31 protein-coding genes, 2 tRNA genes and 1 riboswitch are annotated in these 26,899 nt (G+C 30.8%); of the genes, 9 read left to right on the top strand and 24 right to left on the bottom strand.

From position 1 onward, the window contains the following. Positions 1-3 precede the first annotated feature (3 nt). Both OLM55_RS04750 and OLM55_RS04745 read left to right on the top strand, forming a co-directional pair. Positions 4-567: a DNA-3-methyladenine glycosylase I gene (locus OLM55_RS04750; RefSeq protein ID WP_264560593.1), complete on the top strand. Its 564-nt coding sequence runs from the start codon at positions 4-6 to the stop codon at positions 565-567. Between the two features lies 1 nt (position 568). After that, positions 569-781: a VF530 family protein gene (locus OLM55_RS04745; protein ID WP_319800105.1), complete on the top strand. Its 213-nt coding sequence runs from the start codon at positions 569-571 to the stop codon at positions 779-781. Between the two features lie 60 nt (positions 782-841). On the opposite strand, the gene aat is transcribed toward OLM55_RS04745, so the two are convergent. From aat to OLM55_RS04730, 3 genes are all read right to left on the bottom strand, one after another. Continuing rightward, on the bottom strand, positions 842-1,477 hold the full coding sequence (gene aat, locus OLM55_RS04740) for a leucyl/phenylalanyl-tRNA--protein transferase (protein ID WP_264560269.1): 636 nt from the start codon (positions 1,475-1,477) through the stop codon (positions 842-844). 98 nt (positions 1,478-1,575) lie between these two features. After that, entirely contained in the window at positions 1,576-1,950 is a 375-nt protein-coding gene (locus OLM55_RS04735; RefSeq protein ID WP_264560268.1) for a DUF3127 domain-containing protein, read from the bottom strand. A gap of 12 nt (positions 1,951-1,962) precedes the next feature. Next, on the bottom strand, positions 1,963-2,838 hold the full coding sequence (locus tag OLM55_RS04730) for a flavin reductase family protein (RefSeq protein WP_264560267.1): 876 nt from the start codon (positions 2,836-2,838) through the stop codon (positions 1,963-1,965). 93 nt (positions 2,839-2,931) lie between these two features. Between OLM55_RS04730 and OLM55_RS04725 the strand changes: the two genes are divergently transcribed. Continuing rightward, entirely contained in the window at positions 2,932-4,080 is a 1,149-nt protein-coding gene (locus tag OLM55_RS04725) for a sensor histidine kinase (RefSeq protein ID WP_264560266.1), read from the top strand. Here the strand turns inward: OLM55_RS04725 and OLM55_RS04720 are convergent. Genes OLM55_RS04720 through greA form a run of 3 tightly spaced genes read right to left on the bottom strand, consistent with a single transcriptional unit; the run spans position 4,077 to position 6,348 of the window. Beyond that, entirely contained in the window at positions 4,077-5,435 is a 1,359-nt protein-coding gene (locus OLM55_RS04720) for an aldehyde dehydrogenase (RefSeq protein ID WP_264560265.1), read from the bottom strand. The two genes, OLM55_RS04725 and OLM55_RS04720, sit on opposite strands and share 4 nt — an antisense overlap. 43 nt (positions 5,436-5,478) lie before the next feature. Beyond that, complete coding sequence (locus OLM55_RS04715; RefSeq protein WP_264560264.1) at positions 5,479-5,868, bottom strand: HIT family protein; 390 nt, start codon at positions 5,866-5,868, stop codon at positions 5,479-5,481. A 3-nt stretch (positions 5,869-5,871) separates the two neighbouring features. Then, positions 5,872-6,348, bottom strand: coding sequence for a transcription elongation factor GreA (greA, locus tag OLM55_RS04710; protein ID WP_264560263.1), 477 nt, complete (start codon positions 6,346-6,348; stop codon positions 5,872-5,874). Positions 6,349-6,479: 131 nt separating this feature from the next. Here greA and OLM55_RS04705 point away from each other — a divergent pair, with 131 nt between their 5' ends. Further along, positions 6,480-6,905: a hypothetical protein gene (locus OLM55_RS04705; protein ID WP_264560262.1), complete on the top strand. Its 426-nt coding sequence runs from the start codon at positions 6,480-6,482 to the stop codon at positions 6,903-6,905. Between the two features lie 52 nt (positions 6,906-6,957). Here OLM55_RS04705 and OLM55_RS04700 read toward each other — a convergent pair whose 3' ends face one another. The 6 genes from OLM55_RS04700 to OLM55_RS04675 form a co-directional block, all read right to left on the bottom strand. Continuing rightward, complete coding sequence (locus tag OLM55_RS04700; protein WP_264560261.1) at positions 6,958-9,132, bottom strand: TonB-dependent receptor; 2,175 nt, start codon at positions 9,130-9,132, stop codon at positions 6,958-6,960. Between the two features lie 86 nt (positions 9,133-9,218). Next, positions 9,219-9,313: riboswitch (TPP riboswitch) on the bottom strand. Between the two features lie 40 nt (positions 9,314-9,353). Beyond that, on the bottom strand, positions 9,354-9,755 hold the full coding sequence (arfB, locus tag OLM55_RS04695; protein WP_264560260.1) for an alternative ribosome rescue aminoacyl-tRNA hydrolase ArfB: 402 nt from the start codon (positions 9,753-9,755) through the stop codon (positions 9,354-9,356). Then, positions 9,748-11,283: a DUF4301 family protein gene (locus tag OLM55_RS04690; protein WP_264560259.1), complete on the bottom strand. Its 1,536-nt coding sequence runs from the start codon at positions 11,281-11,283 to the stop codon at positions 9,748-9,750. The genes arfB and OLM55_RS04690 overlap by 8 nt, the downstream gene beginning before the upstream one ends. Continuing rightward, on the bottom strand, positions 11,253-11,867 hold the full coding sequence (gene pnuC, locus OLM55_RS04685) for a nicotinamide riboside transporter PnuC (protein ID WP_264560258.1): 615 nt from the start codon (positions 11,865-11,867) through the stop codon (positions 11,253-11,255). The genes OLM55_RS04690 and pnuC overlap by 31 nt, the downstream gene beginning before the upstream one ends. Further along, complete coding sequence (locus OLM55_RS04680; protein ID WP_264560257.1) at positions 11,861-12,580, bottom strand: geranylgeranylglyceryl/heptaprenylglyceryl phosphate synthase; 720 nt, start codon at positions 12,578-12,580, stop codon at positions 11,861-11,863. Before OLM55_RS04680 ends, pnuC begins: the two co-directional genes overlap by 7 nt. A 1-nt stretch (position 12,581) precedes the next feature. Beyond that, complete coding sequence (locus OLM55_RS04675) at positions 12,582-13,211, bottom strand: 4'-phosphopantetheinyl transferase family protein (protein ID WP_264560256.1); 630 nt, start codon at positions 13,209-13,211, stop codon at positions 12,582-12,584. 130 nt (positions 13,212-13,341) lie between these two features. Here OLM55_RS04675 and ahcY point away from each other — a divergent pair, with 130 nt between their 5' ends. Continuing rightward, the gene (gene ahcY / locus OLM55_RS04670) at positions 13,342-14,658 is read left to right on the top strand and encodes an adenosylhomocysteinase (protein WP_264560255.1); all 1,317 of its coding nucleotides are present in this window, start codon (positions 13,342-13,344) and stop codon (positions 14,656-14,658) included. Between the two features lie 208 nt (positions 14,659-14,866). Then, positions 14,867-15,967 (top strand): DUF4407 domain-containing protein, encoded by a 1,101-nt coding sequence (locus OLM55_RS04665; protein WP_264560592.1) that lies wholly within the window; start codon positions 14,867-14,869, stop codon positions 15,965-15,967. A gap of 49 nt (positions 15,968-16,016) precedes the next feature. Here OLM55_RS04665 and OLM55_RS04660 read toward each other — a convergent pair whose 3' ends face one another. The 6 genes from OLM55_RS04660 to ruvC form a co-directional block, all read right to left on the bottom strand. Beyond that, positions 16,017-16,730, bottom strand: a complete 714-nt coding sequence (locus tag OLM55_RS04660; protein WP_264560254.1) for a PH domain-containing protein — start codon at positions 16,728-16,730, stop codon at positions 16,017-16,019. A gap of 116 nt (positions 16,731-16,846) precedes the next feature. Then, positions 16,847-17,791: a zinc metalloprotease gene (locus tag OLM55_RS04655; protein WP_264560253.1), complete on the bottom strand. Its 945-nt coding sequence runs from the start codon at positions 17,789-17,791 to the stop codon at positions 16,847-16,849. Between the two features lie 165 nt (positions 17,792-17,956). Then, a complete protein-coding gene (locus OLM55_RS04650; protein ID WP_264560252.1) occupies positions 17,957-18,316 on the bottom strand; it encodes an MmcQ/YjbR family DNA-binding protein in 360 nt (119 codons plus the stop codon). A 49-nt stretch (positions 18,317-18,365) separates the two neighbouring features. After that, on the bottom strand, positions 18,366-19,148 hold the full coding sequence (locus tag OLM55_RS04645) for a cyclase family protein (protein ID WP_264560251.1): 783 nt from the start codon (positions 19,146-19,148) through the stop codon (positions 18,366-18,368). A gap of 90 nt (positions 19,149-19,238) precedes the next feature. Then, a complete protein-coding gene (hemW, locus tag OLM55_RS04640; protein WP_264560250.1) occupies positions 19,239-20,372 on the bottom strand; it encodes a radical SAM family heme chaperone HemW in 1,134 nt (377 codons plus the stop codon). Then, positions 20,373-20,927: a crossover junction endodeoxyribonuclease RuvC gene (ruvC, locus tag OLM55_RS04635; protein WP_264560249.1), complete on the bottom strand. Its 555-nt coding sequence runs from the start codon at positions 20,925-20,927 to the stop codon at positions 20,373-20,375. It abuts the gene before it with no gap. Between the two features lie 74 nt (positions 20,928-21,001). On the opposite strand from ruvC, the gene OLM55_RS04630 reads away from it, so the two are divergent. Continuing rightward, positions 21,002-21,865 (top strand): flippase-like domain-containing protein, encoded by an 864-nt coding sequence (locus OLM55_RS04630; protein WP_264560248.1) that lies wholly within the window; start codon positions 21,002-21,004, stop codon positions 21,863-21,865. Beyond that, positions 21,862-22,971 (top strand): glycosyltransferase family 2 protein, encoded by a 1,110-nt coding sequence (locus OLM55_RS04625; RefSeq protein ID WP_264560247.1) that lies wholly within the window; start codon positions 21,862-21,864, stop codon positions 22,969-22,971. The genes OLM55_RS04630 and OLM55_RS04625 overlap by 4 nt, the downstream gene beginning before the upstream one ends. Position 22,972: 1 nt before the next feature. On the opposite strand, the gene OLM55_RS04620 is transcribed toward OLM55_RS04625, so the two are convergent. Next, entirely contained in the window at positions 22,973-23,452 is a 480-nt protein-coding gene (locus OLM55_RS04620; protein WP_264560246.1) for a hypothetical protein, read from the bottom strand. 58 nt (positions 23,453-23,510) lie between these two features. Between OLM55_RS04620 and OLM55_RS04615 the strand changes: the two genes are divergently transcribed. Further along, a complete protein-coding gene (locus tag OLM55_RS04615) occupies positions 23,511-24,008 on the top strand; it encodes a DUF456 domain-containing protein (protein WP_264560245.1) in 498 nt (165 codons plus the stop codon). Positions 24,009-24,198: 190 nt separating this feature from the next. Here OLM55_RS04615 and OLM55_RS04610 read toward each other — a convergent pair. The 5 genes from OLM55_RS04610 to OLM55_RS04590 form a co-directional block, all read right to left on the bottom strand. Continuing rightward, positions 24,199-24,272, bottom strand: a tRNA-Asp gene (locus OLM55_RS04610). 251 nt (positions 24,273-24,523) lie between these two features. Then, positions 24,524-24,597: transfer RNA gene (locus OLM55_RS04605), tRNA-Asp, on the bottom strand. An 85-nt stretch (positions 24,598-24,682) separates the two neighbouring features. Then, entirely contained in the window at positions 24,683-25,609 is a 927-nt protein-coding gene (locus tag OLM55_RS04600) for a DUF58 domain-containing protein (RefSeq protein WP_264560244.1), read from the bottom strand. A gap of 225 nt (positions 25,610-25,834) precedes the next feature. Further along, positions 25,835-26,152, bottom strand: a complete 318-nt coding sequence (trxA, locus tag OLM55_RS04595; protein ID WP_264560243.1) for a thioredoxin — start codon at positions 26,150-26,152, stop codon at positions 25,835-25,837. 111 nt (positions 26,153-26,263) lie between these two features. After that, a complete protein-coding gene (locus OLM55_RS04590; protein ID WP_264560242.1) occupies positions 26,264-26,839 on the bottom strand; it encodes a peroxiredoxin-like family protein in 576 nt (191 codons plus the stop codon). Between the last annotated feature and the right edge of the window lie 60 nt (positions 26,840-26,899).

Here is a 26,899-nt window from a genome sequence, read left to right as displayed (position 1 = left end):
ATGATGAATAAAAACAGATGTGCTTGGTGCGAAAAAGATGATTTATATAGAAATTATCATGATAACGAATGGGGAAAACCTGTTTATAACGATGCAACGTTATTTGAATTTCTAATTTTAGAAACATTTCAAGCAGGTCTAAGCTGGCATACCATTCTTAAAAAAAGAGAGAATTTTAGAAAAGCTTTTGATCAATTTGATGTAAAGAAAGTTGCTGCTTATAACGATAAGAAACTTCATATTTTAATTGAAGACACCGGAATCATTAGAAATCAGTTGAAAATAAAATCTGCGGTAAGCAATGCGCAAGCGTTTATAAAAATACAGGAAGAATTTGGAAGTTTTTCAAAATACATTTGGGCTTTTGTTGATGGAAAACCTATTGACAACAAACCACAAACTTTAAAAGATGTTCCAGCAACTACTCCACTTTCAGATGCGTTGAGTAAAGATTTAAAAAAACGCGGTTTCAAGTTTGTAGGTTCAACTGTAGTTTACGCACACATGCAAGCCACAGGAATGGTAAACGACCATGTTGTGGATTGTTTCACCCGAAAAAATAATTAAAATGAGTAACGATCCATTACACGGAAAATCTTTAAAAACTATTGTAGAACAACTGGTCGACTTTTACGGATTTGATACTTTAGGAGAATTGATAAACATAAAATGTTTTAAAGAGAATCCGTCTGTAAAATCGAGTTTAACTTTTTTACGAAAAACCGATTGGGCGAGAAAAAAAGTAGAAGAATTGTATGTAAGGAGTTTGAAGAAGTTTTAGAAAGTAAAAATCAAGTTCAATTTCAAACATCAAATTAACTAATAGAAAAATTATCATTAATTAAAACTTCAAAATTGCCATAAACTCTTCACGGTCAATTTCTACACAACCCAGACTTTCTAAATGACTATTATGCACTTGGCAATCTATTAATTTATAATTTGCTTTTTCTAGCTTTTGAGCCAGTGTTATAAAAGCAACTTTACTAGCGTTTGAAACTTTAGAAAACATACTTTCACCACAAAAAACATCACCTAAGTCTATTCCGTATAAACCACCAACGAGTTCTTCGTTCTTCCAAACCTCTACAGATTTTGCATAACCTAACTCATGTAATTTACAATAGGCATTTATCATGTCATCGGTAATCCAAGTTCCGTTTTGACCAACTCTTTTTGCTTGTTGACAATTGGTAATTACCGCTTTAAAGTCTTTATTAAAAGTAATTTTAAATTCATTTTTCTTTAAAATACTACGCATGCTTTTTGAAATTTTCAAATCATCGAAAAACAATACCATGCGTTCTTCTGGAGACCACCATAAAATAGGTTCATCATCTTCAAACCAAGGAAAAATACCGCTTTTATAAGCCAACATTAACCGCTCTGGCGACAAATCTCCGCCAACAGCCAAAATGCCTTCAGGTGAAGTTTCTTCTACAGGTGGAAAATAAAGTTCTTTAGTTAGGAAATACATTTTTCAATTTCAATGACAATTTCAAAAAATAACTACAAAAAAAGTCAGAAAATTAATAAACATCAAATTTCTGACTTCTAAATTAAAACTTCTAAATATTAGAAAGGTAAATCGTCGTGTTCTTCTTCATTAAAATTAGTTGCTGGTTCAAAAGCATCAGCAGCTGGCATTGGCGGTACATTTCCTGCAGGCGCTTGCGCTGCTAATTTTTCAATTCTCCATCCTTGAATAGAGTTGAAATACTTCGCTTCACCTTGTGGATTAATCCATTCTCTTCCTCTTAAGTTAATTGAGACTTTAACTGGTTCCCCAACATTATAATTGTTTAATAAATCACATTTATCTTGAGTAAACTCAATCATTATCATTTGAGGATATTGCTCTTCAGTAGTCACTACTAATTCTCTTTTCTTAAATGAAGCACTAATTTGTTGTACATCATTAATCAATTTAATCTTTCCTGTTACTTCCATCTTACTATTAATTTATTGTTTTGCTAAAAGCACTTTCCAAGCGGTTAGTACTTCGTTATTATCTAAATATTCTTTTGCTTTTTTCAATTGCTTTTGAGCATCATCAGCACTTAAAATTCCTTTTATCTCAAAATTTTCTTTTACAAATATAGCAATTTCTTCTTCTGTAGGAATAGCTTCAATATTTCCTAACTTCCCTAAATCATTTCCATTAAAAATTGAGCTTTGTTTTACAAAATCTGGAACATTATCAACTCCAATTCCTAAAGTAGATAATGGTTTTTCAACCTCAAACATACCTACATTTGAACGAGAGTACCAGTTGGCACCCATTCTTGCAACCAAATCAATTTTATGTTGATCAATCATACCATTAGCATCTAAAACCGCTTCATGAATATGTATTTTAACTACTTCACAAATAACCAAATTCCCTGCTCCACCTTGATTCCCAAGCGCAATAATATCGTTTACCTTGCATTCAAACTGAACCGGACTTTCAGCAACTCTAAATGGTTTTACAACATCTGAAGCAACCATTGTTAACCCTGACTTTTCAAATTCATTTACGCCATCTGGATATTCTGTACTTGAAAGAGACATTTGTTGTACAATATCATAATTAACTATGTTTATTACAACTTCTTTTGTATTCTGAACATTTATTAATGTATGTTTAACTGTATTATTTCTAACCCTTCTTGCAGGAGAAAATATCAATATAGGTGGATTTGAACTGAATACATTAAAAAAACTAAAAGGAGATAAATTTGGCGTACCATTTTCATCAAGTGTACTAGCAAACGCAATAGGTCTTGGTGCAACTGCACTTTGCAAATAACTTTGCAGTTTTGCTGGTTCTATTTCTTTTGGATTGATTGACAACATGTTAATAAAGTTTTTACAAAGATACTTTTTTGAAATAATTTAGAAGTGTATAAGTTGATACAATTTTAGTATTTTTACTAACAAATTCTATTTATGCAGTTTTCCGAAAAGCGAAATATTTCACGTTGGTTCATCATATTAGCCTCTTTTTTTATTGTTATTCTAATTTTATGGAATACCTATAACTTTTTTCAAATTTTTAAAGTTGAAGAAAGAACCAAAATGGAATTGTGGGCAACTGCACAAAAAACATTAGTAAATGCTAATGAAAATACCGAAGTAGAATTACCTCTTCAGATAATTAGCGCGAACTCATCAAGTCCAATGATTCTAACAAATAGCGAAAATAAAATAATCAATTCTAACAATATTGATGAAGAAGTTCAAGCAGACAGTATTGCCTTATCTAACTTGTTAAAAACATTAAAAACAGAAAATGAACCTATTAAAATGGAGCTTTCTGAAAATAATTACCAGTTGCTTTATTATGGCAATTCTTCATTATTAAATAAATTAAAATACTATCCTATTGCGCTTTTGTTAATCATTATTTTATTTGGAGCTGTTGTTTATAACTTTTACAGAGCTACAAAAATGGCAACTCAAAATAAATTATGGGCAGGAATGGCAAAAGAAACAGCACATCAAATAGGAACTCCTTTATCTTCATTAATCGGCTGGCTTGAACTCTTAAAAATGGAAAACATAGAAGAAAGTACGTTATCTGAAATTGAAAAAGATATTAACCGATTACAAACAATAACCGATCGTTTTTCTAAAATTGGTTCGGAACCTGTATTAGAGAAAAAAGATTTTATTGAAGAAACTTTGAATTCAATTGAATATTTAAAATCTAGAACATCAAAACAAGTTGTTTTCACTATTAAAGTTCCTAAAGAACCTATTTACATTGAATTGAACCCAGCATTACATAGTTGGACTATTGAAAATTTAGTTAAAAATGCAATTGACGCAATGAAAGGAAAAGGAAAATTAGATATAACAATTGAAGAATCAAATAATATAGTAAAACTTAGAATTAAAGATTCTGGCAAAGGAATTCCAAAAAATCAATTCAACAAAGTATTTGAACCTGGTTTTACAACCAAAAAAAGAGGTTGGGGATTAGGTTTGTCTTTAACCAAAAGAATTGTACAAGAATACCATAAAGGAAGAATAAAAGTAGCTCAATCTGAAATTGGAAAAGGCACTACTATGCAGTTAAGTTTTAAAAAACCTTAACCTAACAATAACTTTATAAGCTTCTTCTTTAAATTAGTATAAGGTGAATATTTAAAATTAAACTCTAGCCAAGTAGGTTTGTCTAAAATACTTTTATAATGAGAAAAAGTATCAAAACCATATTTACTATGATAACTTCCCATACCACTATTTCCAACTCCTCCAAAAGGTAAATTAGAATTAGAAATATGCATAATAGCATCATTAACAGCCCCTCCTCCAAAGGAAATTTCATTTAAAACAGTATTTTTAACTGAATTACTCTCTGTAAAAACATAACAAGATAATGGTTTTGGCAAAGATTTAATCTTTACTATTACTTCATTAATATTTGTATACTTAATCACTGGCAATATAGGTCCAAAAATTTCTTCTTGCATAACTAGATCATTAAACGTACAATTATGCATTACTGTAGGCTCAATAAGTCGTTCTTTTTCATGTACTTGTCCTCCAAAAAAAACTTTATCTGTATTAATTAACCTTGTCAAACGTTGCACATTTTTATCGTTAATAATTTGAACATAATTATCATTTTGTATACTATAATTGGCTTTTACAATTTCTAGTTTTAATAATTCTAAAAAGTGCTTTTCAATAGATTCATCTACAAAAATATAATCTGGAGCAATGCAGGTTTGACCTGCATTTAAAAATTTTGCCCAAACAATACGTTTTACAGCCATCTTTAAATTAGCATCTTTAGCTACAATTGTTGGGCTTTTTCCACCTAACTCTAAAGTAACTGGAATTAAATTTTTTGCAGCAGCCTGATATACAATTTTACCAACAGTTGAACTTCCTGTAAAAAATATTTTATCGAATTTAAAATGTAATAATTCTGTAGTTTCAGCTATTCCGCCTTCAACCACATGAAAATAATTTTCTTCAAAGTTAAAATTTATCAATTTTGCTAAGGCTTTACTTACGTGAGAAGCTATCTCGCTTGGTTTTAAAACAATGGTGTTTCCTGCAGCAATAGCAGCAATTACAGGCGCAATAGACAATTGAATAGGGTAATTCCAAGCACCTATTACTAAGACTGTACCTAAAGGTTCTGGTATAATATATGATTTAGCAGGGAAATTTGCGAAATTTGTTGCTACCTTTTTTCTTTTTGACCAAGAAGACAAACCACTTAACGCCAAGTCAATCTCATGAATAAGCAAGCTAATTTCTGTGGTATAATTTTCAAAAGCTGATTTTTTAAAATCTTTAAAAGTAGCCTCATTTAGCAAGGAATTATTGTTTAACAAAACAGTTTTTAATTTTTTTAATTGCTTTTTTCTAAACTCAATATTTTTTGTTTGATTAGTATTAAAAAAATCTTGTTGTCTTTTAAAAATAGTTTCCATAATTGATTAAAATAAAAAATCCTGAAAAATTTCAGGATTTAAGTTACATATTTTTTGCTATTCTATTTGCGATATCTTCAAATTCTTCAGTTTTAAGTGTTACTTTTCGCTGAAAACGCATATCATCCATATCTTGTAGTGGAATTAAATGAACATGAACGTGTGGCACTTCTAAACCTACAACAGCAACACCAATTCTTTTACATTCAATTGTTTTTTCAAGTGCTTTTGCTACTTTTCTAGAAAAAGCCATTAAACCCATGTACAAATCTTCTTCCATATCAAAAATCTTATTAATTTCTTGTTTTGGAATACAAAGTGCATGCCCTTTTGCATTAGGGTTTACGTCTAAAAAAGCTAGAAAATTTTCATCTTCAGCAATTTTATAACATGGGATTTCTCCGTTTACAATTTTAGTAAAAATACTTGCCATAATTTAGCTTCTTGTAATTTCAACAATATCAAACTTAATAACTCCATTTGGAACACTTATTTCAGCAACATCTCCAACACTTTTTCCTAACAAACCTTTTCCAATAGGAGAAGTTACAGAGATTTTCCCTGTTTTTAAATCCGCTTCACTTTCAGCAACTAAAGTATAGATCATTTCCATACCGTTAACTTGATTTTTAATTTTAACCGTTGACAAAACAAGAACTTTTGAAAGATCCAATTGCGATTCATCAATTAATCTTGCATTAGCCACAACTTCTTCCATTTTAGAAATTTTCATCTCCAATAACCCTTGTGCTTCTTTTGCTGCGTCGTACTCTGCATTTTCAGACAAATCACCTTTGTCTCTTGCGTCTGCAATATCCTGTGAAGCTTTAGGGCGCTCAATACTTTTTAAGTGATCTAATTCATCTCTTAATTTTTTTAACCCTTCTGCCGTATAATATGATACTTTACTCATAACTTCATCGTTTATAAAAATAGAAAGAATCCCACATAAATGGGATTCCTTGTAACAAAGATACTAAAATAATTTTGAAATTATATTCTGCATCTCAATTACTTTATTAAAATTAATTTAAATTTGTAATTATGAAAAAACACTTATTACTTATTTTATTGCCTCTTTTATTTGGCTGTAGTGAAGATTCTTTTGACAACAACAACCCTTATCTGCCAAATTATAGCTTTTCAACTACATTAAATTTAAATTTACCTCAATATAGTCAGGTATTATACACAGCAAATGCTATTTATGTTAATACTGCAGGAGCTGGCATTAGAGGAATTTTTGTTTTTAATACTGGTAATGAAAATTATGTTGCATATGAAGCTGCATGTCCTAATCAAGCTTTAAGTAGTTGTTCTACTATGTCTATAAACGGTATTAAGGCTTTATGTTCTTGTGATAGTGCTCAGTATAGTTTTTTTAACGGTCAGGCAGAAGGACAACAATATTCAATGAAAAAATATAGAGTTGAAAAAATAAACTCTACAAGTCTAAGAATTTACAATTAAAACCCTGTAAAAAAATCTTACAGGGTTTAACTTTAAACTTAACTGAACAATTTTAGAATTTCAAAGCCATTCCTAGAAGGAAGTTTATCCCTGCTTGAGGATAATAACCTGTTCCTTCAATTGTAGTTGTTCCTGGCCCACTCCATGTATCATCATATGTGTAGAAATAACCATTTGATTCATATTTTCTATTAAGTACATTATTTACTAAAGCTGAAAATACAATTGACTTTATTCCTTTATTAACCTTCCAATCATAATTTGCATTGAAATCCAAAACAGTATAATCCGAAAGAGTAGAGTTTTCAGAGTCTATATTTCCCATATATTGTTTCCCAACGAACTTACCAAGTGCTGAAATTTGCAAATTCTTAACTGGCAAGAATGTAATATTACCTCCACTTATAATTTCTGGAGAAAAGGCAATATTTGTGTTACCTAAATTAGTTAAAACACCATCTCTTTGAAAATAAAAATCTTGATTTTTATTTTGGCTGAAAGTTACATTTGGCTGAAACAATAAATTATCAAGGATTTTTACTACAGCATCAATTTCTAAACCATAACGGTAACTTTTCCCACTATTTGTAAATATTGGAGCCCCCACATTATTTAAAGCTCCTGTCATTACTAATTGATCTTTATAATCCATATAAAACAGATTTGCGTTTACTTTAACTTTACTTGAATTATACTTCCAACCTAACTCAATATCAATTAACCTTTCTGGCTTAGTGCTTTCATTTTCATAATCATCTCTTCTGGGTTCTTTATTTGCAACACCTGCATAGGCATAAACAGAATTTGAAAGATTAATTTTATAATTAGCACCAATTTTAGGGTTAAAAAATCTAAAAGTATCATTAACATCAGTTGCTTGAACGCCACTTGCTTGATAATAAACCAATCTATATTGCAAATCGGCAAAAATGTTAAACTTAACACCTATACCTTGAGATAGTTTCACATACACGTTTACATCATCTTTATTTCCATATGTATCGTAATATCTATTATTTGAAGGCACGTAATATTGTGTCCAAACCACTTCTCCATAATGTTTACCTAAATATCTGTTTGCCGCACCACCTACTAATATATCTGTTTTATTAGATAAATAATTTAAAGAATAAGTAGCCCCAAAGAAATCATTATCCAACCATCTTTTTCTAATTAAATCTGTTATAGAATTACTTCCATAATCACTCAGTCCATAATCAGAAAAATTTTCATCTTCTTTATATTGCTTAAAATATCCTTTCCCAAGAGTATAGTGCAATGCTAAATTAGAGTTCCATTTTTCAGACCATTTTTCAGACCAATGCAATTGAAAGTGATTTTGCCAATAATTATCGGTTTCGTCATCATAAAATTGTTCGTTACCAAATTCGTCAAAATACAATCCTGCAGAATTATAAGTTCTATCATTCTCTAACTTGTCTAAATCTTCTAAACCGTTCCAAGATTGATACGTTTTTTCTTTACCACCGAAAGCAATAAATTTTATCAATGTATTTTCTTTGACATAATTAGTATTGAAAAAATACCCAAACATGTTCGATGAAGCTCTATCAATATAACCATCAGAAGCAATTTGAGAAACTCTTCCATTAAACTCTAAATTATTATGTAAACCTGTTCCAAAAGCTAATGTGTGTTTTCTTGTACCAAAACTTCCAACTGAATTTGAAATTTCAGCATGAGAATGCTCTTTATACGATTTCGTTTCCATATTTAAACTCGCACCAAATGCACCAGGTCCATTAGTTGATGTACCGACACCTCTTTGTAATTGAACGCTTTCTAAAGACGAAGCAAAATCAGGTAAATTCACAAAAAATGTTCCGTGACTTTCACTGTCATTAAACGGAATACCATTTAATGTTACATTAATTCTTGAACCATCTGAACCACGAACTCGCATAGACGTATAACCTACTCCGTTTCCAGCATCAGTAGTAGTAACAACTGATGGTAAGTAATTTAGAAGTACCGGAATATCTTGTCCTAAATTTCTTGGTTCAATTTGTTCTTTAGAAACATTTGAAAAAGTAATAGGCGTTTTTTCTGTAGCTCTAACCGAAGAAACAGTTACCTCTTTAAGATTATTAACCTTTAAAGAATCTATAGGTTGTTCTTGTGCAAAAGAGAAATGAGAAAAGCACAAAGAAAAAAGACTTAGTCTTAAAACTTGTTTAGTTTGTTTGTTGTTGAATAAAGTTTTCATTCGTAAAATTAGTTACGAATAAAAGGGGTAATTATTCTTCTTTTTTAAAATTAAATTTGTATTACACAGACTTATACCAACGTGCACATTGGTATTTTGTCATTTTCCTTGGCAGCATTACCTGCCCAGGTTCTATGGGTATAATCTCAGCTCGTTATTTAGAGCACCCCTTTGAGACGATGCAAAAGTACTACTTTAGTTTAAAATTTCAATTAATTTGTTTAAAAATTAGGCTTTTTACGATTTTGCTTTAAAGCGCTCATTATTTTCTTAGTATTAAGCCTTCTTTCTTTAACGCTTCGTGGTGTTTTGGTTGCTCTTCTAATTTTTGGTTTATGAAGTCCTTTTTCAATTATAGATAAAAATCGTTTTATTACAATTGATTTGTTTTTTACTTGACTTCTATCTTCATCACAGTTTAAAATAAGAACATTATTCTGAGTTAATTTTGAAGAGAGTTTTTGTTTTAACAATTCTTTCTCCTCATCAGAAATACCTAAAGAATTTTCTAAGTCAAATGTTAGAACAACTTTTGAAGACACTTTATTTACATTTTGACCACCAGCACCACTACTTCTTACCGCTTTAAAATCTAATTCTAAAAGTAATTTTTCTTTATTCATTTAATGGTTGATGAGCAGGCTTTAATAAATCGTTTACTGTTTTTACAGGATTAAAAGTTTCCAATGGAACCTCAACAAAAATGGTAGTCCATTTTGCCATTGCTCCATTCCATAAACCTGGAAGCTCAAATGCTTTAATTGGTTTTCCGTTCTTGGTTTTTTCTGCAATAAATGCTGCATTATGATCAATATAATCAACTAAATTAAATTTTCTCCCTTTATAATTATATACTGCACAAACTATATCCACAGGATTAAAATGCGTAGCTGATTTTACAATATTGATCTGATTTTCGTCGAGCATATTAATTTGAGAAGACTCTACTATTTGAAGTGTCTGTCTTCCTTTTTCATCTTTTACCCAGAAAGGTCCACCACCAGGTTCACCTTCGTTTTTAACCATTCCACATACTCGAATAGGCCTATTTAAAACCTTCATTAAATATTCAATCTTATACGATTTTTTAAAATGTTTAAAATCTTCAGGTAACGGAAACGACAAATCATTTTCAGTAAAAGATATTAATTCTTCAAAATCATTTTCTGAAAGTTCTTTATTTTCTAAATCATTTAAAAACTCAAAAACTCTATTTTGAGTTTTTATAATAATTGCTCCTAAAACCTTCTTGTAATTAGAAATTATTTTTTTGTTATTTTGAGCTACATTATCAATATTTTTTAAAAAAATAAAATCTGATTTTAATTCATTTAAATTATCAATTAAAGCTCCATGTCCACCAGGCCTAAAGAACAAAGAATTGTCTTCTAAACGAAATAAAGAATTATCAAGGTTTACTGCCACAGTATCTGAACTTGAGTTTTGATAAGAAAAATTAATTTCAAATTCATTGAATTGATTTGTTATCGCTTCAAATTCATTTTGAAACTCTTCCGTTATGGTAAAATGAATTTTTGTTTTTACACCTTCTTTTTTATAAAAACTTGCCTCAATAATATTCTCTTCAATAGGAGTAATAATTCTCGATTTATTTATGTGAAATGGTAAAATCCCCTTTGGTTTTTGGGCATAATTTAAACCATTTTCACTTAACAAAGTCTTTATCAATAAATATGTTTTTAGGTCACTTGTTAAGCTAGAATAACTTGAATTTAATTCAATAGTTTTTGATTTTAATTCTTCGTAAAAAGGAAGATTTTTTAATCCATAAATAAACAGAGCTAAATCTTTATTTTTGCTTTTATTTATATAACTATTTATGGTGTCTTTTTTTAAATCAAAAGCAGCAAGAAACTCCATAAGAAATTTAAACATTCTTGAAGCAGCTCCTGATGCCGGAACAAATTTTTCTATAGTATATTCTGTTTTATGATTATCAAAAAAAGAAGTATATTCTTCTACTTTTTTTTGACTTAAAGACAATATACCGTCACCAACAACAGCCGGTTTAACAAGATTAATCATTGGAATTCCATTTTTAAAACAAAACAATTGTTGCTTTATTTTATCTAATGAATTACCTCTTTCTTGAATATATTTTATGTCTCTTTCTGTAAAATTTTCTTCCATTCTAAAAAACCAAAAGTGGCAATTATTGTAAATATTAAAAATTGTAAACTTGAAAATGTAAAGCCTTTGTAAAAGTACAATGGAATAGAAATAAAATCACCTACGATCCAAAGCAGCCAATTTTCAATTTTACGTTTAGCCATAAGCCACATTCCTACAAAGAAAATTCCAGTAGTAAAAGTGTCTACATATGCAGTCCAATCCTTAAATTTATCAAACCAATGATAAACCAATATTACAAAAAGAATTGTTACTATAAAAATAAGAAAAGCATTTACTTTTTCTTTTTTAGTAGTCCATGATATGGGATATTCTATTTGATTATCATTTTTTCTTGTCCAAAGAAACCATCCATAAATACTCATAGTAGTATAATAACCGTTAATAAGCATATCGCCTACTAAGTCCCATTTATTTAATAAATAAACATAAATTATTGTACTTACTAATCCCGTTGGATATACTAAAACATTATTGCTCTTAGCATAGAACACACTAATTAAACCAAACAATACCGCAATAATCTCTAAGAAAATATCAACAGTAGCATAATCGCTGTATTGAGAAAACAAAAACTCTAACATAATTCAAAAAAAGTATTATCGTTTTCAAAAGCAGTTCCAATTACTACCATATCTGCTCCAGCATTAAAAGCATCATTAATTTCTTTTTTAGAACGAATTCCACCACCAACAATTAACGGAATTTGAATTGATTGAGCAACCTGTTCAATCATTTCTAAAGACACAGCTAGTTTTGCTCCGCTTCCTGCTTCTAAATAGATTAATTTATTACCTAATAATTCACCTGCTTTAGCGGTTTGACAAACGTAATTAATATTATTTCGATCTAATGGTTTGGTATTACTTACACGTTCAACAGCTGTCTCTATTCCACTTTCAATTAACAAATAGCCTGTTGGGATAATTTCCAATTTAGTTTTCTCTAATACAGGAACGGCATTAACTTGATGCTCAATTAAATAATCAGCATTTCTTCCTGATAATAAACTAAGAAATAAAATAGCATCGGCTTCAGCTGAAATTTGTTTATAATCTCCAGGAAATAAGAACAAAGGCAAATCTACGCATTGCTTAATTTCTTTAATTAATCCGTCTAAATGATTTCCGTTATAAGTACTTCCTCCTATAAATATATGCGTCGCAGGAGATTCGTTTATCTTTTTACATAAATTTTTAACATCTGAAATCAAAAGTTTCTCAGGATCTAATAAAATAGCAAGTAACTTACTGTTCTCATTTTTGGCTTGTACAATATTTGTATATAACTCTTTCATACTATTTTTCTAACGCATAAACCAACGTAAATCCTTCAAACTCTTCGAAGAAAAAATTAAATTCTTTCTCAAATTTATTTTGTTGCACAGAAGCCTTTCCTTTTCCATCTGCTAAATCAAACGAAAATACTTTCATGTCGTCTTTAAAACTTAAACTTCTAGAATTACACATTTTATACTTTGCTTCTTTGGCTCCCCAAATTACAGTTAGTTTTTTTATATATTCTACTGATTCTTTATTCAAATAATCAAATTCATGCTCTACAAATTTATCAGCAATTCTTGTAATTTTTTCTCTTTGCAACTCTATATCAATTCCTACATTTTGATTACCAACAATAATAGCCGAAAAATTATTGGAATGTGTTATAGAAATTTGCTTTCCATCTGTTAAGTGCGGTTTTCCATCTTCATCATAAAACAAATCAAAGTCAGAATAACCAGCAACTTTCAGCAAATGTCGAATGCTCAAAAACCCTTTTTGATGGCTTTCAGATTTCATTCGTTCTAGCCTAGCTAATGAAATGTCCTTTAATTTAATTTGACGAAACAGTTCATTAAAATCTTCTTCAATTTTCCAAATAAGGACTGAAGTTAAGGGATTTACTTGTATTTTTTTATAAAAAGACATTAAATATAAGGTTGAAATTCAAAGCATTACCTTATTAAACATTTCATAAAATAAGGTGTTTTATTAAAAAATTAAAAATGAAATTAGTACCTTTGCACTCTTATTTAATAATACAAATATACAATAATAGATGAGTTCAAATACAACAACTTATGTGCCGTATAAAGTAAAAGATATTACTTTGGCAGACTGGGGAAGAAAAGAAATTGAATTAGCTGAAGCTGAAATGCCAGGTTTAATGGCTCTTAGAGCTGAATATGGAGCAAGCCAACCTTTAAAAGGAGCACGTATTGCTGGATGTTTACACATGACTATTCAAACTGCTGTATTAATTGAAACTTTAGTTGCTCTTGGTGCTGATGTTACTTGGTCTTCTTGTAATATTTTTTCAACTCAAGATCATGCTGCTGCTGCTATTGCTGCTGCTGGAATTCCAGTTTATGCTTGGAAAGGCTTAAGTGACGAAGAATTTGATTGGTGTATTGAGCAAACTTTATGGTTTGGTGAAGACAGAAAACCATTAAACATGATTTTAGATGATGGTGGTGATTTAACGAATATGGTTTTTGACCGTTTCCCTGAACTAATTGCTGACATTAAAGGTTTATCTGAAGAAACAACTACAGGAGTTCACCGTTTATACGAAAGAATGAAAAACGGAACGTTACATATGCCTGCAATTAACGTAAATGATTCGGTTACTAAATCTAAATTTGATAACAAATATGGTTGTAAAGAATCTGCAGTAGATGCTGTAAGAAGAGCTACTGATATTATGTTAGCTGGTAAAAGAGTAGTTGTTTGTGGTTACGGAGATGTTGGAAAAGGTACTGCGGCTTCTTTTAGAGGTGCAGGTTCAATTGTAACCGTGACTGAAATTGACCCAATTTGTGCTTTACAAGCTGCAATGGACGGTTATGAAGTTAAACGATTAGATACAGTAGTTGGAAATGCAGATATAATCATTACAACTACAGGTAATAAAGATATTATTTTAGGTTCTCACTTTGAGAAAATGAAAGACAAAACTATCGTTTGTAACATTGGACATTTCGATAACGAAATTGACATGGCTTGGTTAAACAAAACGCATGGTGCAACTAAAAATGAAATTAAACCTCAAGTAGATAAGTATACTATCAACGGAAAAGATATTATTATTTTAGCTGAAGGACGTTTAGTAAACTTAGGTTGTGCTACCGGTCACCCAAGTTTTGTAATGAGTAATTCATTTACAAACCAAACATTAGCTCAAATTGAACTTTGGACTAATTCTGCTGCATATAAAAACGAAGTGTACATGTTACCAAAACACTTAGACGAAAAAGTAGCTGCTTTACACTTAGCAAAATTAGGCGTTGAATTAGAAATTTTACGTGAAGACCAAGCGAAATACATTGGTGTTGCTGTAGAAGGACCATTCAAACCAGAATATTATAGATATTAATTGTCATGCTGAATTTATTTCAGCATCTCAAAACATAAACAAACCCTTACAGAAATGTGAGGGTTTTTTGTTTTTGAGCATTGTCACATAGGTTGCATTTTTCACCAATGCAAAAGCCTAAAAAATTAATTACCAATATTTTAACAACAAAGTGAAACATTTCACGTTATTTTTGTACTAATAAATGTCATCATCAAAATCAATCATCATGTTAAAAAACTTCTTCATCCTTTGTTCGGGAGCAGATAAGAATCTCATCAATTCTTGCTCAAATGGCGAACAAAACAAGTATGCCGGAATTGGCGCAACCGTTTTCTTCACCGCAGTTATGGCTTTTATAGCCTCAAGTTATGCTCTTTTTACCGTTTTCGATAATGCCTATATAGCAATGGCATTCGGACTCGTTTGGGGTTTGCTTATTTTTAATTTAGACCGTTTTATTGTTTCTACCATCAAAAAAAGAGATTCGTTTTGGAGCGAATTTAAACAAGCAACTCCTCGAATTGCTCTAGCTATTATTATTGCTATTGTCATCTCAAAACCTTTAGAAATTAAAATTTTTGAAAAAGAAATCAACACGGTTTTATTGAAAGAGAAAAACGAAATGATGCTTGCCAATAAAAAGCAAGTTGCAAATTATTTTCAGAGCGATTTAGAAAAGAACAAAGCACAAATTGACAGTTTAAAATCCGACATTACTAAGAAAGAAAAAGAAGTAAACGATTTATATGCTGTTTATATTACTGAAGCAGAAGGAACTGCTGGAACCAAAAAACTAGGAAAAGGTCCAGTTTACAAAGAAAAAAGAGAAAAACATGACGCTAGTTTACAAGATTTAGCTGTTTTAAAAACCACTAATCAAGCTAAAATTACAGAATTAGAAGCTAAAGCCAAAACATTACAGGCCGACTTAGATAAAAAAGTCACTGAAACACAACCTATAATTGAAGGTTTTGATGGTTTAATGGCACGGATTATCGCTTTAAACAAATTGCCATTACTTCCTTCATTATTTATAATGCTTTTATTTTTAGCTATTGAAACTTCACCAATCATTGCTAAATTATTATCTCCAAAAGGTGAATTCGATTTCAAACAAGAAGATGCCGAAATGGCTGTTTTAAGTATGATTTCACAAAATAAATACCAAAGTGAGTTGCAACGCAAAACCGATGCGGAAATTTACGACAAAGTTTACTCAGATATAAAAGAAGATAAAGAGCTTTATAACTATAAAAAGAAACGCACTATTGAATTGCTAGAACTACAAGCAGATGGCTTTGTAGAAAAACAGAAAAGATCATTATAATAAAAAAGAGCGATAAATAATTTATCGCTCTTTTAATTATATGTTGAAATTACATTTTACTTAAAACCTCTTTTTTCAAAGCATCATATTCTGCTTGTAAAATAAGTCCGTTGTCTAGTAATTTTTTATAATTCTGCAATTTTTCAAACAATTCATCTTTAGACAAATCCACTAATTCTTTTTCATTAGAGCTCATTTCCTCTTTTACTTCTTCATACGTTTCGTAAGATTCTACTTTAGGAACAATTTCTGCAAAATTAGTTACTTCCTCTGCAACAACTTCTTCCACCTCATCAACTGTTTTATTTTCTTCCTCAATTACATTCAAAGGAATAGCAGTTTCAACAACAGGTTTAGATTGAATTGGGTTTTTCAACAAATCCAATTGCTCTTTAGCATAAGTATATAATTTTCGAGCCTGATTTTTTGGTAAATAATCAACCGTATGCGTCAAATCTGTTTTTGTTGAAAAAGTAAAATCAGAACCTAAAATTCCTTCTTTTACAAACGAACCAGCAATATCGTCCCAATCGTAATCAATAAATTCCATAGAAAAACCTAAATTCTTAGGTTTACACAGAATAATTCTTTTGTTGGTAACAACAATACTATCAGGAAAAATGGTTACAGCAGGTTTTTTTTGAACTGCAATATAACCTACTTCTTCATTAGACATTATTAGGTTTTCCAATTTTGAAGCAATTTTTTCAATTGCTTTTGGATCTTGGTCTTCGTTTAAAATATTTTTTAAATTTTCAAGCATGATTAACGTTTATTTCGTTTACAAATGTACTATCAAAATTCATTATTTTACTAATTTTTTTAATAGAAAAAGCCGCTTAATTAAAATTAAACGGCTTTATATAAACATTTGTAATACTATCTAAATGAAGCTCTTGGCCCAGTTGTAGCAAAAACAGCCGCCATTCTAGAAGCTTGTCCGCTAGAGAACATATACATTCCTCTATCATCTGTATAATCCATATAGTTCATATACATTTCTAGTGGTGTACCAGAACAAGTACTTCTGTGACCAACTGCAGGAACTCCAGAGTTAGCAGCATTATGAGTAGGAGTATCCGAAACTAAATCATTTCCACATGTTGCGTCGCCCCAAATGTGACGTAAATTCATCCAGTGTCCGATTTCATGAGTTGCTGTTCTTCCTAAGTTAAATGGATACGTTGCAGTACCTGTAGTACCTGTATATTTAGAATCAATTACAACACCATCAGTAGCAGAAGCACCTCCAGGGAACTGAGCATAACCCAATATTCCACCGCCTATTGTACAAACCCAATAGTTTAATTTTGTAGTTGGAGATGTAGGAGCTATTCCTCCTGTTGAAGTTTTTTTCATTGCATCAGAAGTTCCCCACGTAGTTTTTGTAGTTGATTTTCTATAAATAGCATCTAATACAAATTTTACATTTAAAGCACCTCTAACGCTATTGTAAGGGTTACTAGAATTATAATCAGTGTTAGTTCCAGCAAAATCCTTGTTTAAAACATCAATTTGAGACTGTAATTGAGCTTGCGAAATGTTTTCAGCTGATGTTCTATACAAAACATTGAAAACAACTGGAATCTCTAAAACTCCGTTCACAATTTTCCCTTGTTGAATGAATTTTTCGGCTTCAATTTCAAAATTTGCCATTCTTTCAGCCAATTTAGGATCGTCTCTTAATTGTCTTTCTAAAACATCATGAGAAGCACAACCTCTATGTGCAACAGGTGCAACATCTCCTTTAGTAGCAGAACTATCATCGCTGCTACAAGAAAGTATCATTAATAATGATACAACTGATAAAATAATTTTTTTCATAAAAATAGTTAGGTTATTAATGCCGCAATATTATATCTATAATTTTAAATATTTTACAAAAAAAGTTACATATCAGCTATTGACTATTAATTATTTTTGTTATATAATTGTAAAATTCCTATTTGGTATTAGCAGAAAAAATGTACTAATTGTTAAAGGCGTAATCTATACAATACTTTCGCGTGATTTTTTAGTTAAACTCATAAAAACTAACTCATACGAATCATTAATTAATTCAATAATCATTTTATTCGGAAGCTCTTTATTTAAATAAACACTGTTCCAATGTATTTTACTCATGTGATAACCTGGTTTTATAGATTCATATTTTTCTCGCAATTCTATAGCTTTTTCAGGATTACACTTTAAATTTAAAAAAGGTTCTCCTTCTTCAAATTTTTTTAATGAGGCTAAACAAAACATTTTACCTCCCACTTTAAACACTAAAGTATCTTCATCAAAAGGAAAATGCTCAGTTACTCCTTTTTTAGAATGACAAAATTCATAAAGTTGTTGAATGTTCATGTGGTTTATGATTAACGATTTTAGATTTATGAAATTCTGAAATCTGAATTCAAAAATCAATAATCTTATATAAAACAGGTTTACTAGGACTCGCATCATTTTCAAACGATGCAATTTGTAAGTTTAAGAAATAACTTCCGTCTGAAATAGAATTGTCTACATAAATCATTTCAGTAATGGTGCAATTCATTCGAGCATCTGCATTTAATTTGTTTACATTTTTTACATTCCAAAATGCTTTATGAGCCAACAAAGCTCCCCCATCGTGCTCTTTATCAACACTTGGTAAATCGATTAATAAATGTTGGATGCCAAGTTCACGAATATAAATTGCTGCTTCTTCTGCTAAATAAGGTGGATTTGTATTTGAATAATTGAGATGTTTTTTAGTTTTTAAATTTGGAAGTGTTCTTACTATTAGAGCTTGAGTTTGACGATGAGATTTCTCCTTCGTCGAAATGACAAAAGAAGCCTCAATTTGATCTTTGGTAATAACTAAATCTTCACCTATTAATTTTGGTTCAATGGAAACAACTTCAGCGGTAAAGAAAAACTGTTTTAAACATTGATTGATGCTGTAAAAATCTTTTGTAATGTGTCCTAAACATTCCGTATGTGTTCCGTGTGCATGCGGATTGAAGAAAATGTTATTGAAATTTGTAGAAGATTTTCCTTCAGAAACTTTTCCAATCCAATCGCCATCTTTAACGGGTTCTATAATTGGTGTACTTTGATACCAAGCAATGGGATTTTGTTCGTTATTCGTTAGCGGAATTGAAATATCTAATGGTTTTGATAAGTCGATTTGTATATTATTGATTGTTGCTTTCATAATGGAACGCGGATTTTACAGATTTCCAAACGTGGATTTTACAGATCTCATTATCTGCGTTGCTTGCATCCGTTTTACCTACGTTCGATTTTAATCCAAATTTACTAAAAATAAGTCTGATGCAATTCCATCGCACAAAAACTTTCCTTTTTTAGTTGCTCTAAGTACATTTTCTTCAATAAATAATAAGTCATCCTCTAAAAAACGCTTTACTTCTTTATTTAAATAATCAAGATAGAATTTCCCAAAATCCTTTTCAATTCTTTCTAATGAAACACCCCAAATCGTTCGTAAACCTGTCATTATATATTCATTATAACGGTCTGTTATCGTAAGTTTTTCGATTTCAATTGGCACTTTATTTTCTTGAATTGATTTTATATAAATGGAATTATTAGAAACATTCCAACCTCTGTTTACTCCATCGTAACTGTGTGCCGAAGGTCCAATTCCTATGTATTTTTTACCCAACCAATAACTCGAATTGTTTTTAGAAAAATAATCGGGTTTACCAAAATTGGACAATTCGTAATGTACAAATCCATTTTCTTGTAAAGTTTCTACCAAAATATGAAATTGCTCTTGAGCGGCTTCATCGTCTGGTTGTTTGATGATTCCTTTTTTGATGAATTTATCCAAAGCTGTTTTTGGTTCAACCGTTAAAGCATAACTCGAAATATGATTGATTCCAAAAGAAAGCGCTTTACCTATATTTTGTTGCCATTTTTCGTTACTCGATCCAGGAATTCCGTAAATTAAATCCAATGAAATATTGTCGAAATATTGTGTGGCAATTTTTAAACAATTTGAAGCTTCATCTGAATTGTGTGCGCGATTCATCAGCTGCAAATCATCTTCAAAAAAAGATTGAATTCCTATAGATAAACGATTGATTTTATTTTTTGACAATTCAACAATTCGTTCTTCTGTTAAGTCATCTGGATTGGCTTCAACCGTAATTTCTGGGTTTTTTATTACTTTATAGTTTTGGTAAACGGCATCAATTAAAAACTTCAAATCTTCAGTTGATAAAATACTCGGTGTTCCGCCACCAAAATAAATGGTTTCTACTTCTTCATTTTGAGATTCACTTTTACGCAAGCTAATCTCTTTAGCCAAAGCTAAAACCATTTCGTCTTTTTTCTTTAAGGAAGTAGAAAAATGAAAATCGCAATAATGACATGCTTGCTTGCAAAAAGGGATATGAATGTAGATTCCGCTCATTTACTTCTTAACTCGTGATTCATTTTGTTTTACAAAAGCATCCCAACCTGAATAACTTTTTCCCACCTCTATTCTTCCTGAATTGAAGAAATGACAGACTGCTGCTGCTAAACCATCGGTTGAATCGAGATTTTTTGGTAAGGTTTTTAAGCCTAATAATTGTTGGAGCATTTTGGCAACTTGCTCTTTACTTGCATTTCCGTTTCCGGTAATGGCCATTTTTATTTTCTTAGGTTCGTATTCTGTAATGGGAATATCTCTCGAAAGTCCGGCTGCCATAGCAACACCTTGTGCTCTTCCTAACTTTAACATCGATTGTACATTTTTTCCAAAAAACGGCGCTTCAATTGCAATTTCATCAGGATGATGCGTGTCGATAAGCTCAATTGTACGTTCAAAAATATGCTTTAGCTTTTGATAATGATTGTCGAGTTTATTCAACTGCAATTCATTTAGCTGAATAAACTCCATTTTTTTATTCACCACTTTTATCAAACCAAAACCCATTATGGTTGTTCCTGGATCTATTCCTAATATGATGCGTTCGTTTGCCAATTTTTCTTTTCTTTGTAGTAATGATTTCGATTCCTCACAAAGCTAAACAATTCCTGTTACTTATAATCAAACTTTTGATTGTAAGTATTGCTTTATTTTATATTTATCAGCAACTTCAAGGCGATAAAAAAATCAATTGGAATGTGATTTCGAGTTATTTATCATTGCAATCAATTGGTATATTATTACTTTTTTCAACAATCAATTGGACATTGGAGATATTTAAATGGAAACATTTAGTTTCTTCCTTTAAAGAAATTACTTTTTTAGAATCAGCCAACCAAAGTTTAGGTTCACTTACTGCTTCCATTTTTACACCTAATCGAATTGGCGAATATGGAGCCAAAGTTTTATATTTTACAAAAGAGAACAGTAAACAAATTGTCTTGTTAAATTTTATCGGAAACAGCAGTCAAATGCTTGTTACCACTTTTTTTGGAGTTATTGGAATTTTAATAATTGATTTAAATTTTCAAGTTTCAAATTGGGTTATTTTTGGAGTTTTAATTGGCAGTACTTTGCTTCTTTTTCTTTTTAAGAATGTTGAGATTTACGGCTTTTCTATTCAAAAATTAATCCAAAAAATCACCTCTTTTCCGTTAGTATTTCACAGGAAAAACCTTTTGCTTTCAGTATTGCGTTATTTGGTTTTTTCTACTCAATTTTACTTCTTATTGTTGATTTTTGATATTAGCATTCCTTTTGAAATCGCATTTGGAACTATTTTTAGCATGTATCTATTAGCATCAATCATTCCGAGTATACATTTAATGGATGTTGCTATAAAAGGCAGTGTTGCTGTATATTTATTTGGTTTAATTGGAGTTGAAAGTTGGAAAATTATTGCAATTACATCGTTGATGTGGATTTTCAATTTGGTATTGCCCGTTATAATTGGAAGTTATTTTGTTTTACAATTTAAACCAAACAAAGAATGATAGCTGTTGTTTTTATACTATTAATTGTTTACGTTTTTACTATAGCGACTTTAGTGTTTGGTTTTACCAAATTGAAGCAAATTGATTCCGAAATTTTGGTCCCTAAAACTACTTTTTCAATTGTTGTTCCTTTTCGAAATGAAGCTGAAAATTTACCCCAATTATTACATTCTATTTCGAAATTGAATTACCCTAAGGAATTATTTGAAGTTATTTTAGTGGATGATGAATCGGAAGATGAATTTAGACTTCTCGACTCCGCTCGAAGTGACATGAACATAACAATTATAAAGAATATTCGAAAAAGTAATTCTCCAAAGAAAGATGCAATAGAAACTGCGATTGAAATTGCTGAAAATGATTGGATAATTACCACTGATGCCGATTGTTTAGTTCAAAAAGAGTGGTTGCTTACTTTTGATAATTACGTTCAATCTACCAATAAAAAAATGGTTGCAGCAGGCGTAACTTATTTACCCAAAAAAGGCTTTTTATCTGCTTTTCAAGCCTTAGACTTTATGAGTTTACAAGGTGCGACTATTGGAAGTTTTGGAATTGGGAAACCGTTTATGTGTAATGGCGCCAATTTTGCTTATTCAAAAGCATTTTTTCAAGAATTAAACGGTTTTGAAGGAAATGAAAATATAGCAAGTGGCGACGATGTTTTCTTATTACAAAAAGCGATTTTAAAAGAACCAAAGTCTGTTGGTTTCTTATATGATTCTAAAAGTATAGTTGCTACACAGACGGTTAACACTTGGGAAAAACTTTTTATGCAGCGCGTTCGTTGGGCTGCAAAAAGCACAGGTTATTCTTCTGTTTTCGGAAAAACACTTGCTCTAATTGTTTTTGTTACAAATTTGTTTTGGGTTTTGGGTTTTGGGTTTTGGGTGTTAGGCACGCTAGACCAAAACTATTTTATGCTTTTTATAGGAAGTAAGTTTTTGATTGATTTGATTCTTCTACAAAAAACGGCGAGTTTTTTTAAAACAAAACTGAATTGGATATTAGCAAGTTCTCTTTTATATCCGTTTTTTAGTTCTTCAGTTGCTTTGTATTCTTTATTTGGAAAATATGAATGGAAAGATAGAACTTTTAAGAAATAAGTTATTCTGTAACTTTAATAATTACCGGAACGACGAATTGCGTTTTAACTTTAATTCCTCTTTTAATGGCTGGTTCTACTTTAGGAAAATCAGACAATCGATTCTTTAAAATACTATCAATTTTTACGAAATCGTATGTAATGCTGTCTTTTGGTTGTTGGGCTTCAAATTTTAATGTTGAATCGGCATTAATTGTAACCTTTACATCAATCGTATCTACTTTTGGATACATCATTTGGATGGTATCAATTCCTATTCGTTCTTGAATGATTTTAATTAAATTATCGAAAAAACATTGTTTTTGAATTACCACATCTTGAATTGTATCACATTGAAAAATACTTGGATATTGATCCACTTCTGACCAATTGATTTTTTTCAATTCTTCTTGCAACAATACGTTTTCATCTGGTGCTTTTGCATCAAAATATTGACAAGAAACCACAAGAAAAACAAAAAATAAACTTAGCTTTTTATACATTTAATTTTGAATAACAATTAAATTTGTAAACATTCATTGCCAAAAATAGAAATAATTTATGGAATACTTTTTATTAATAACCGGTTTTTGCTTTATGATTATTGGCATACTTGGTAGTTTTTTACCTGTTTTACCGGGACCGCCTATCAGTTGGGCTGGGTTATTGCTTTTATACCTTACAAAAGGAATAGAAATAAATTATTGGGTTTTAGGCATAACACTTTTTATAGCATTGTTCGTAGCCATTTTAGATTATATTATTCCTGCTAAAGGCACCAAACGATTTGGAGGAAGCAAATATGGTATTTGGGGAACCAACATTGGTTTAATAATTGGTTTATTCTTTCCGCCAATAGGATTTATTATTGGCGCGTTTGTTGGCGCTTTTATTGGAGAACTTGTTTACGACAAGAAAGATCAAAACAGAGCGTTAAAAGCCGCAACGGGTTCGTTTTTAGGATTCCTCGCCGGAACTTTTATAAAACTTGTGGTTTGTTTTGCTTATTTAGGCTTGTTTGTAAGTTTGGTTTGGGAAAATTGGGATGTTTGGTTCTAATTACAGATTTCTATAAAATCAAAAAAGCCATCCAAATCCTGATAAATCAGAATATATGGAAAGCTTTTCATTGGTCTAACTACTAAACCAGCTACGAGTTACAAAGTCGTAGCGTAAACAACACAACTATCTTTAATATTTTTATTGGGCAAAAAAGCACCTCATTTCTGAAGTGCTCTCCCCAATCTTGCGGTCTGGACGGGACTCGAACCCGCGACCCCCTGCGTGACAGGCAGGTATTCTAACCAGCTGAACTACCAGACCTACGCTAATATTTTATATGTTTTTCAACTCTACTTCACAATACAAAGTATTGACCTGTACAATTTACTTAAGAACTTTATCAAAAAAGCCATCCAAATTCTGATAATTCAGAATATATGGAAAGCTTTTCATTGGTCTAACTACTAAACCTGCTACGAGTTACAAAGTCGTAGCGTAAACAACACAACTGCTTTTGATGCTTTTATTGGGCAAAAAAGCACCTCATTTCTGAAGTGCTCTCCCCAATCTTGCGGTCTGGACGGGACTCGAACCCGCGACCCCCTGCGTGACAGGCAGGTATTCTAACCAGCTGAACTACCAGACCGTTGCTTGATTGCGAGTGCAAATATAGGACGGAATTTTAATATTCCAAACCTTTTTTTAAAAAAGTTTAATCTTTTTTTTTAAAATTAGCCAAACCTTTGTTTTTCAACTAAATATGTTGTCATAATTTTTTCAAAATTTTCACCTACTGCAACAGGAACGTACTGAATTTTATACTGCATGCAATTGTTTTCTATTTTCTTAAAGAAAGAATTTACTTCTTTTTCATAAATTTCTTTGGTTTGCTCTGTGTATAAATTAACCGTTTCGCCTGTTTCAACATCAATAAACTTTCTTGGAACACCGTCATATTCTAATTTAAGTTCTGATTTTTCATCATAAACATGAAATACAATTACTTTATGTTTGTTATGTTTTAAATGTTGAAGTGCTTTGAAAATTTCTTCTTCGTTAGCACTTTGAAACATATCTGTAAACAAAACCACCATGGAACGACGATGAATTTTTTCGGCAATTTGGTGTAAATACGCAACCGTATCTGTGTTTTTTGATTGTTTTGGGTTCTCTAAAACCAATTCTAATTTATCTAAAAGCATGCGATGATGGCGTTCGCTTCCTTTTTCTGGTGCGTAATATTCATATTCGTTTGAATAAACACTTAAACCAACAGCATCACGTTGTTTTTTAAGCAAATTCATTAAAACTGCAGAAGCCAACACCGAAAACCCTATTTTGCTTTCGTAAAAACCTTGATTTGACTTTAAAACCGGATAATGCATCGAAGAAGAGTTGTCAATAATTAAATGACAACGCATGTTGGTTTCTTCTTCATAGCGTTTTGTATAAAGTCGGTCAGTTTTTGCAAATAATTTCCAATCGATATGCTTAGTGCTTTCTCCAGGATTGTAAATTTTATGTTCGGCAAACTCAGCAGAAAAACCATGAAAAGGACTTTTATGCATTCCGGAAATAAAACCTTCAACCACTTGTTTAGCCAAGAGTTCAAGATGCTTAAAGCTAGATATTTTTTGAATTTGATTTTCAATCTTCATCTCTCAAATGTATTAAAAGATTAAATGATTTGGAAATTAAAAGTACACAAAAGGTTCCAAAAACAACTATTTAGCCCTGATAGAGCGATTATCCTTGTGAAGCGAAGCGAAACAAGATAGTAGCGAAAGCAGGAATTACATTTACAAGAAATACTAAAACTTTCGCTTCATAAAAAAAGCCCAACTTTCGCTGGGCTTCATTCTCTTTTTCAATTTGATTTTTTATTACAATAATGCGTCGATAGCATCTGTATATGTTTTCTTTGGAGCAACTCCAACTTGACGACCTACTACTTCTCCGTTTTGGAAAATTAATACCGTAGGAATGTTTCTAACGCCGTATTTTGCAGCAAATTCTTGGTTTGCATCTACGTCAACTTTTCCTACTATTGCTTTTCCTTCATAGTCTGCAGAAACCTCGTCGATAACTGGCCCAACCATTCTACATGGTCCACACCAAGCTGCCCAAAAATCTACTACTACTGGTTTATCTGATTTTAATACTACTTCTTCAAAAGTAGCATCTGTAATTGCTAATGCCATATCTTTTAACTTTAATGTTGTTTATTTATTGAAACAAAAATAACTATTTATTTTTTAGGAATACAAATAATTAGATTGCTTTTAACTATAGTTCTATTTTAAAAAATGATATTACAGCGCTTTTAAAATTGATAATAATACATTTCCTTTTAAACGAGTACTATAATTTGGGTTAATATACATAAATTCAATTTCTTGTTTGTCATTTAAAACATAAACTGTTGGAACAGGAAGAAAACCAGGGTTTTTACCTTCTGAGTATTTATCTAATTTTGGCTTTTCTCTTTGAAATGCAATACCAACTGCTTGAGAAAAAAGGCCTTCACTATCTGAATACAAACTATACTTTAATTTTTTTTTATCTAACGTTTGTTTTAGAAAACTTGGCGCATCTGGACTTACAGCTACCACCTGATATCCTAAAGCAACGATGTTTTTTTCAATTTCTTGCATGTCTGCCAATTGTGAATTACAATAGGGACACCAACCGCCACGATACACCACAAGAACTGTTTTTTTATCAAAAATATCTATTGTTTTTACTTCTTTACCATCGGCATCATGCAGGATAACATTTGGGATTTTCTCTCCAATTAATAACGGACTTACATTTTCTGCTTTATCTGCTATTTGCGCAAATGAAACAGTAGAAAACAAAAGGATTACGGTTTTAAAAATATTTTTCATAGTTTGTTTTTATTTAATACAAAGGTCAATAATTAAGCCCAAAGAGATTGTTAGCTACAT

It is taken from the genome of Flavobacterium sp. N2270 (assembly GCF_025947225.1).
Lineage (GTDB): Bacteria > Bacteroidota > Bacteroidia > Flavobacteriales > Flavobacteriaceae > Flavobacterium.
The sequence above is the reverse complement of the archived record's forward strand: the minus strand, read 5'-3'. Positions and strand labels throughout refer to the sequence as shown.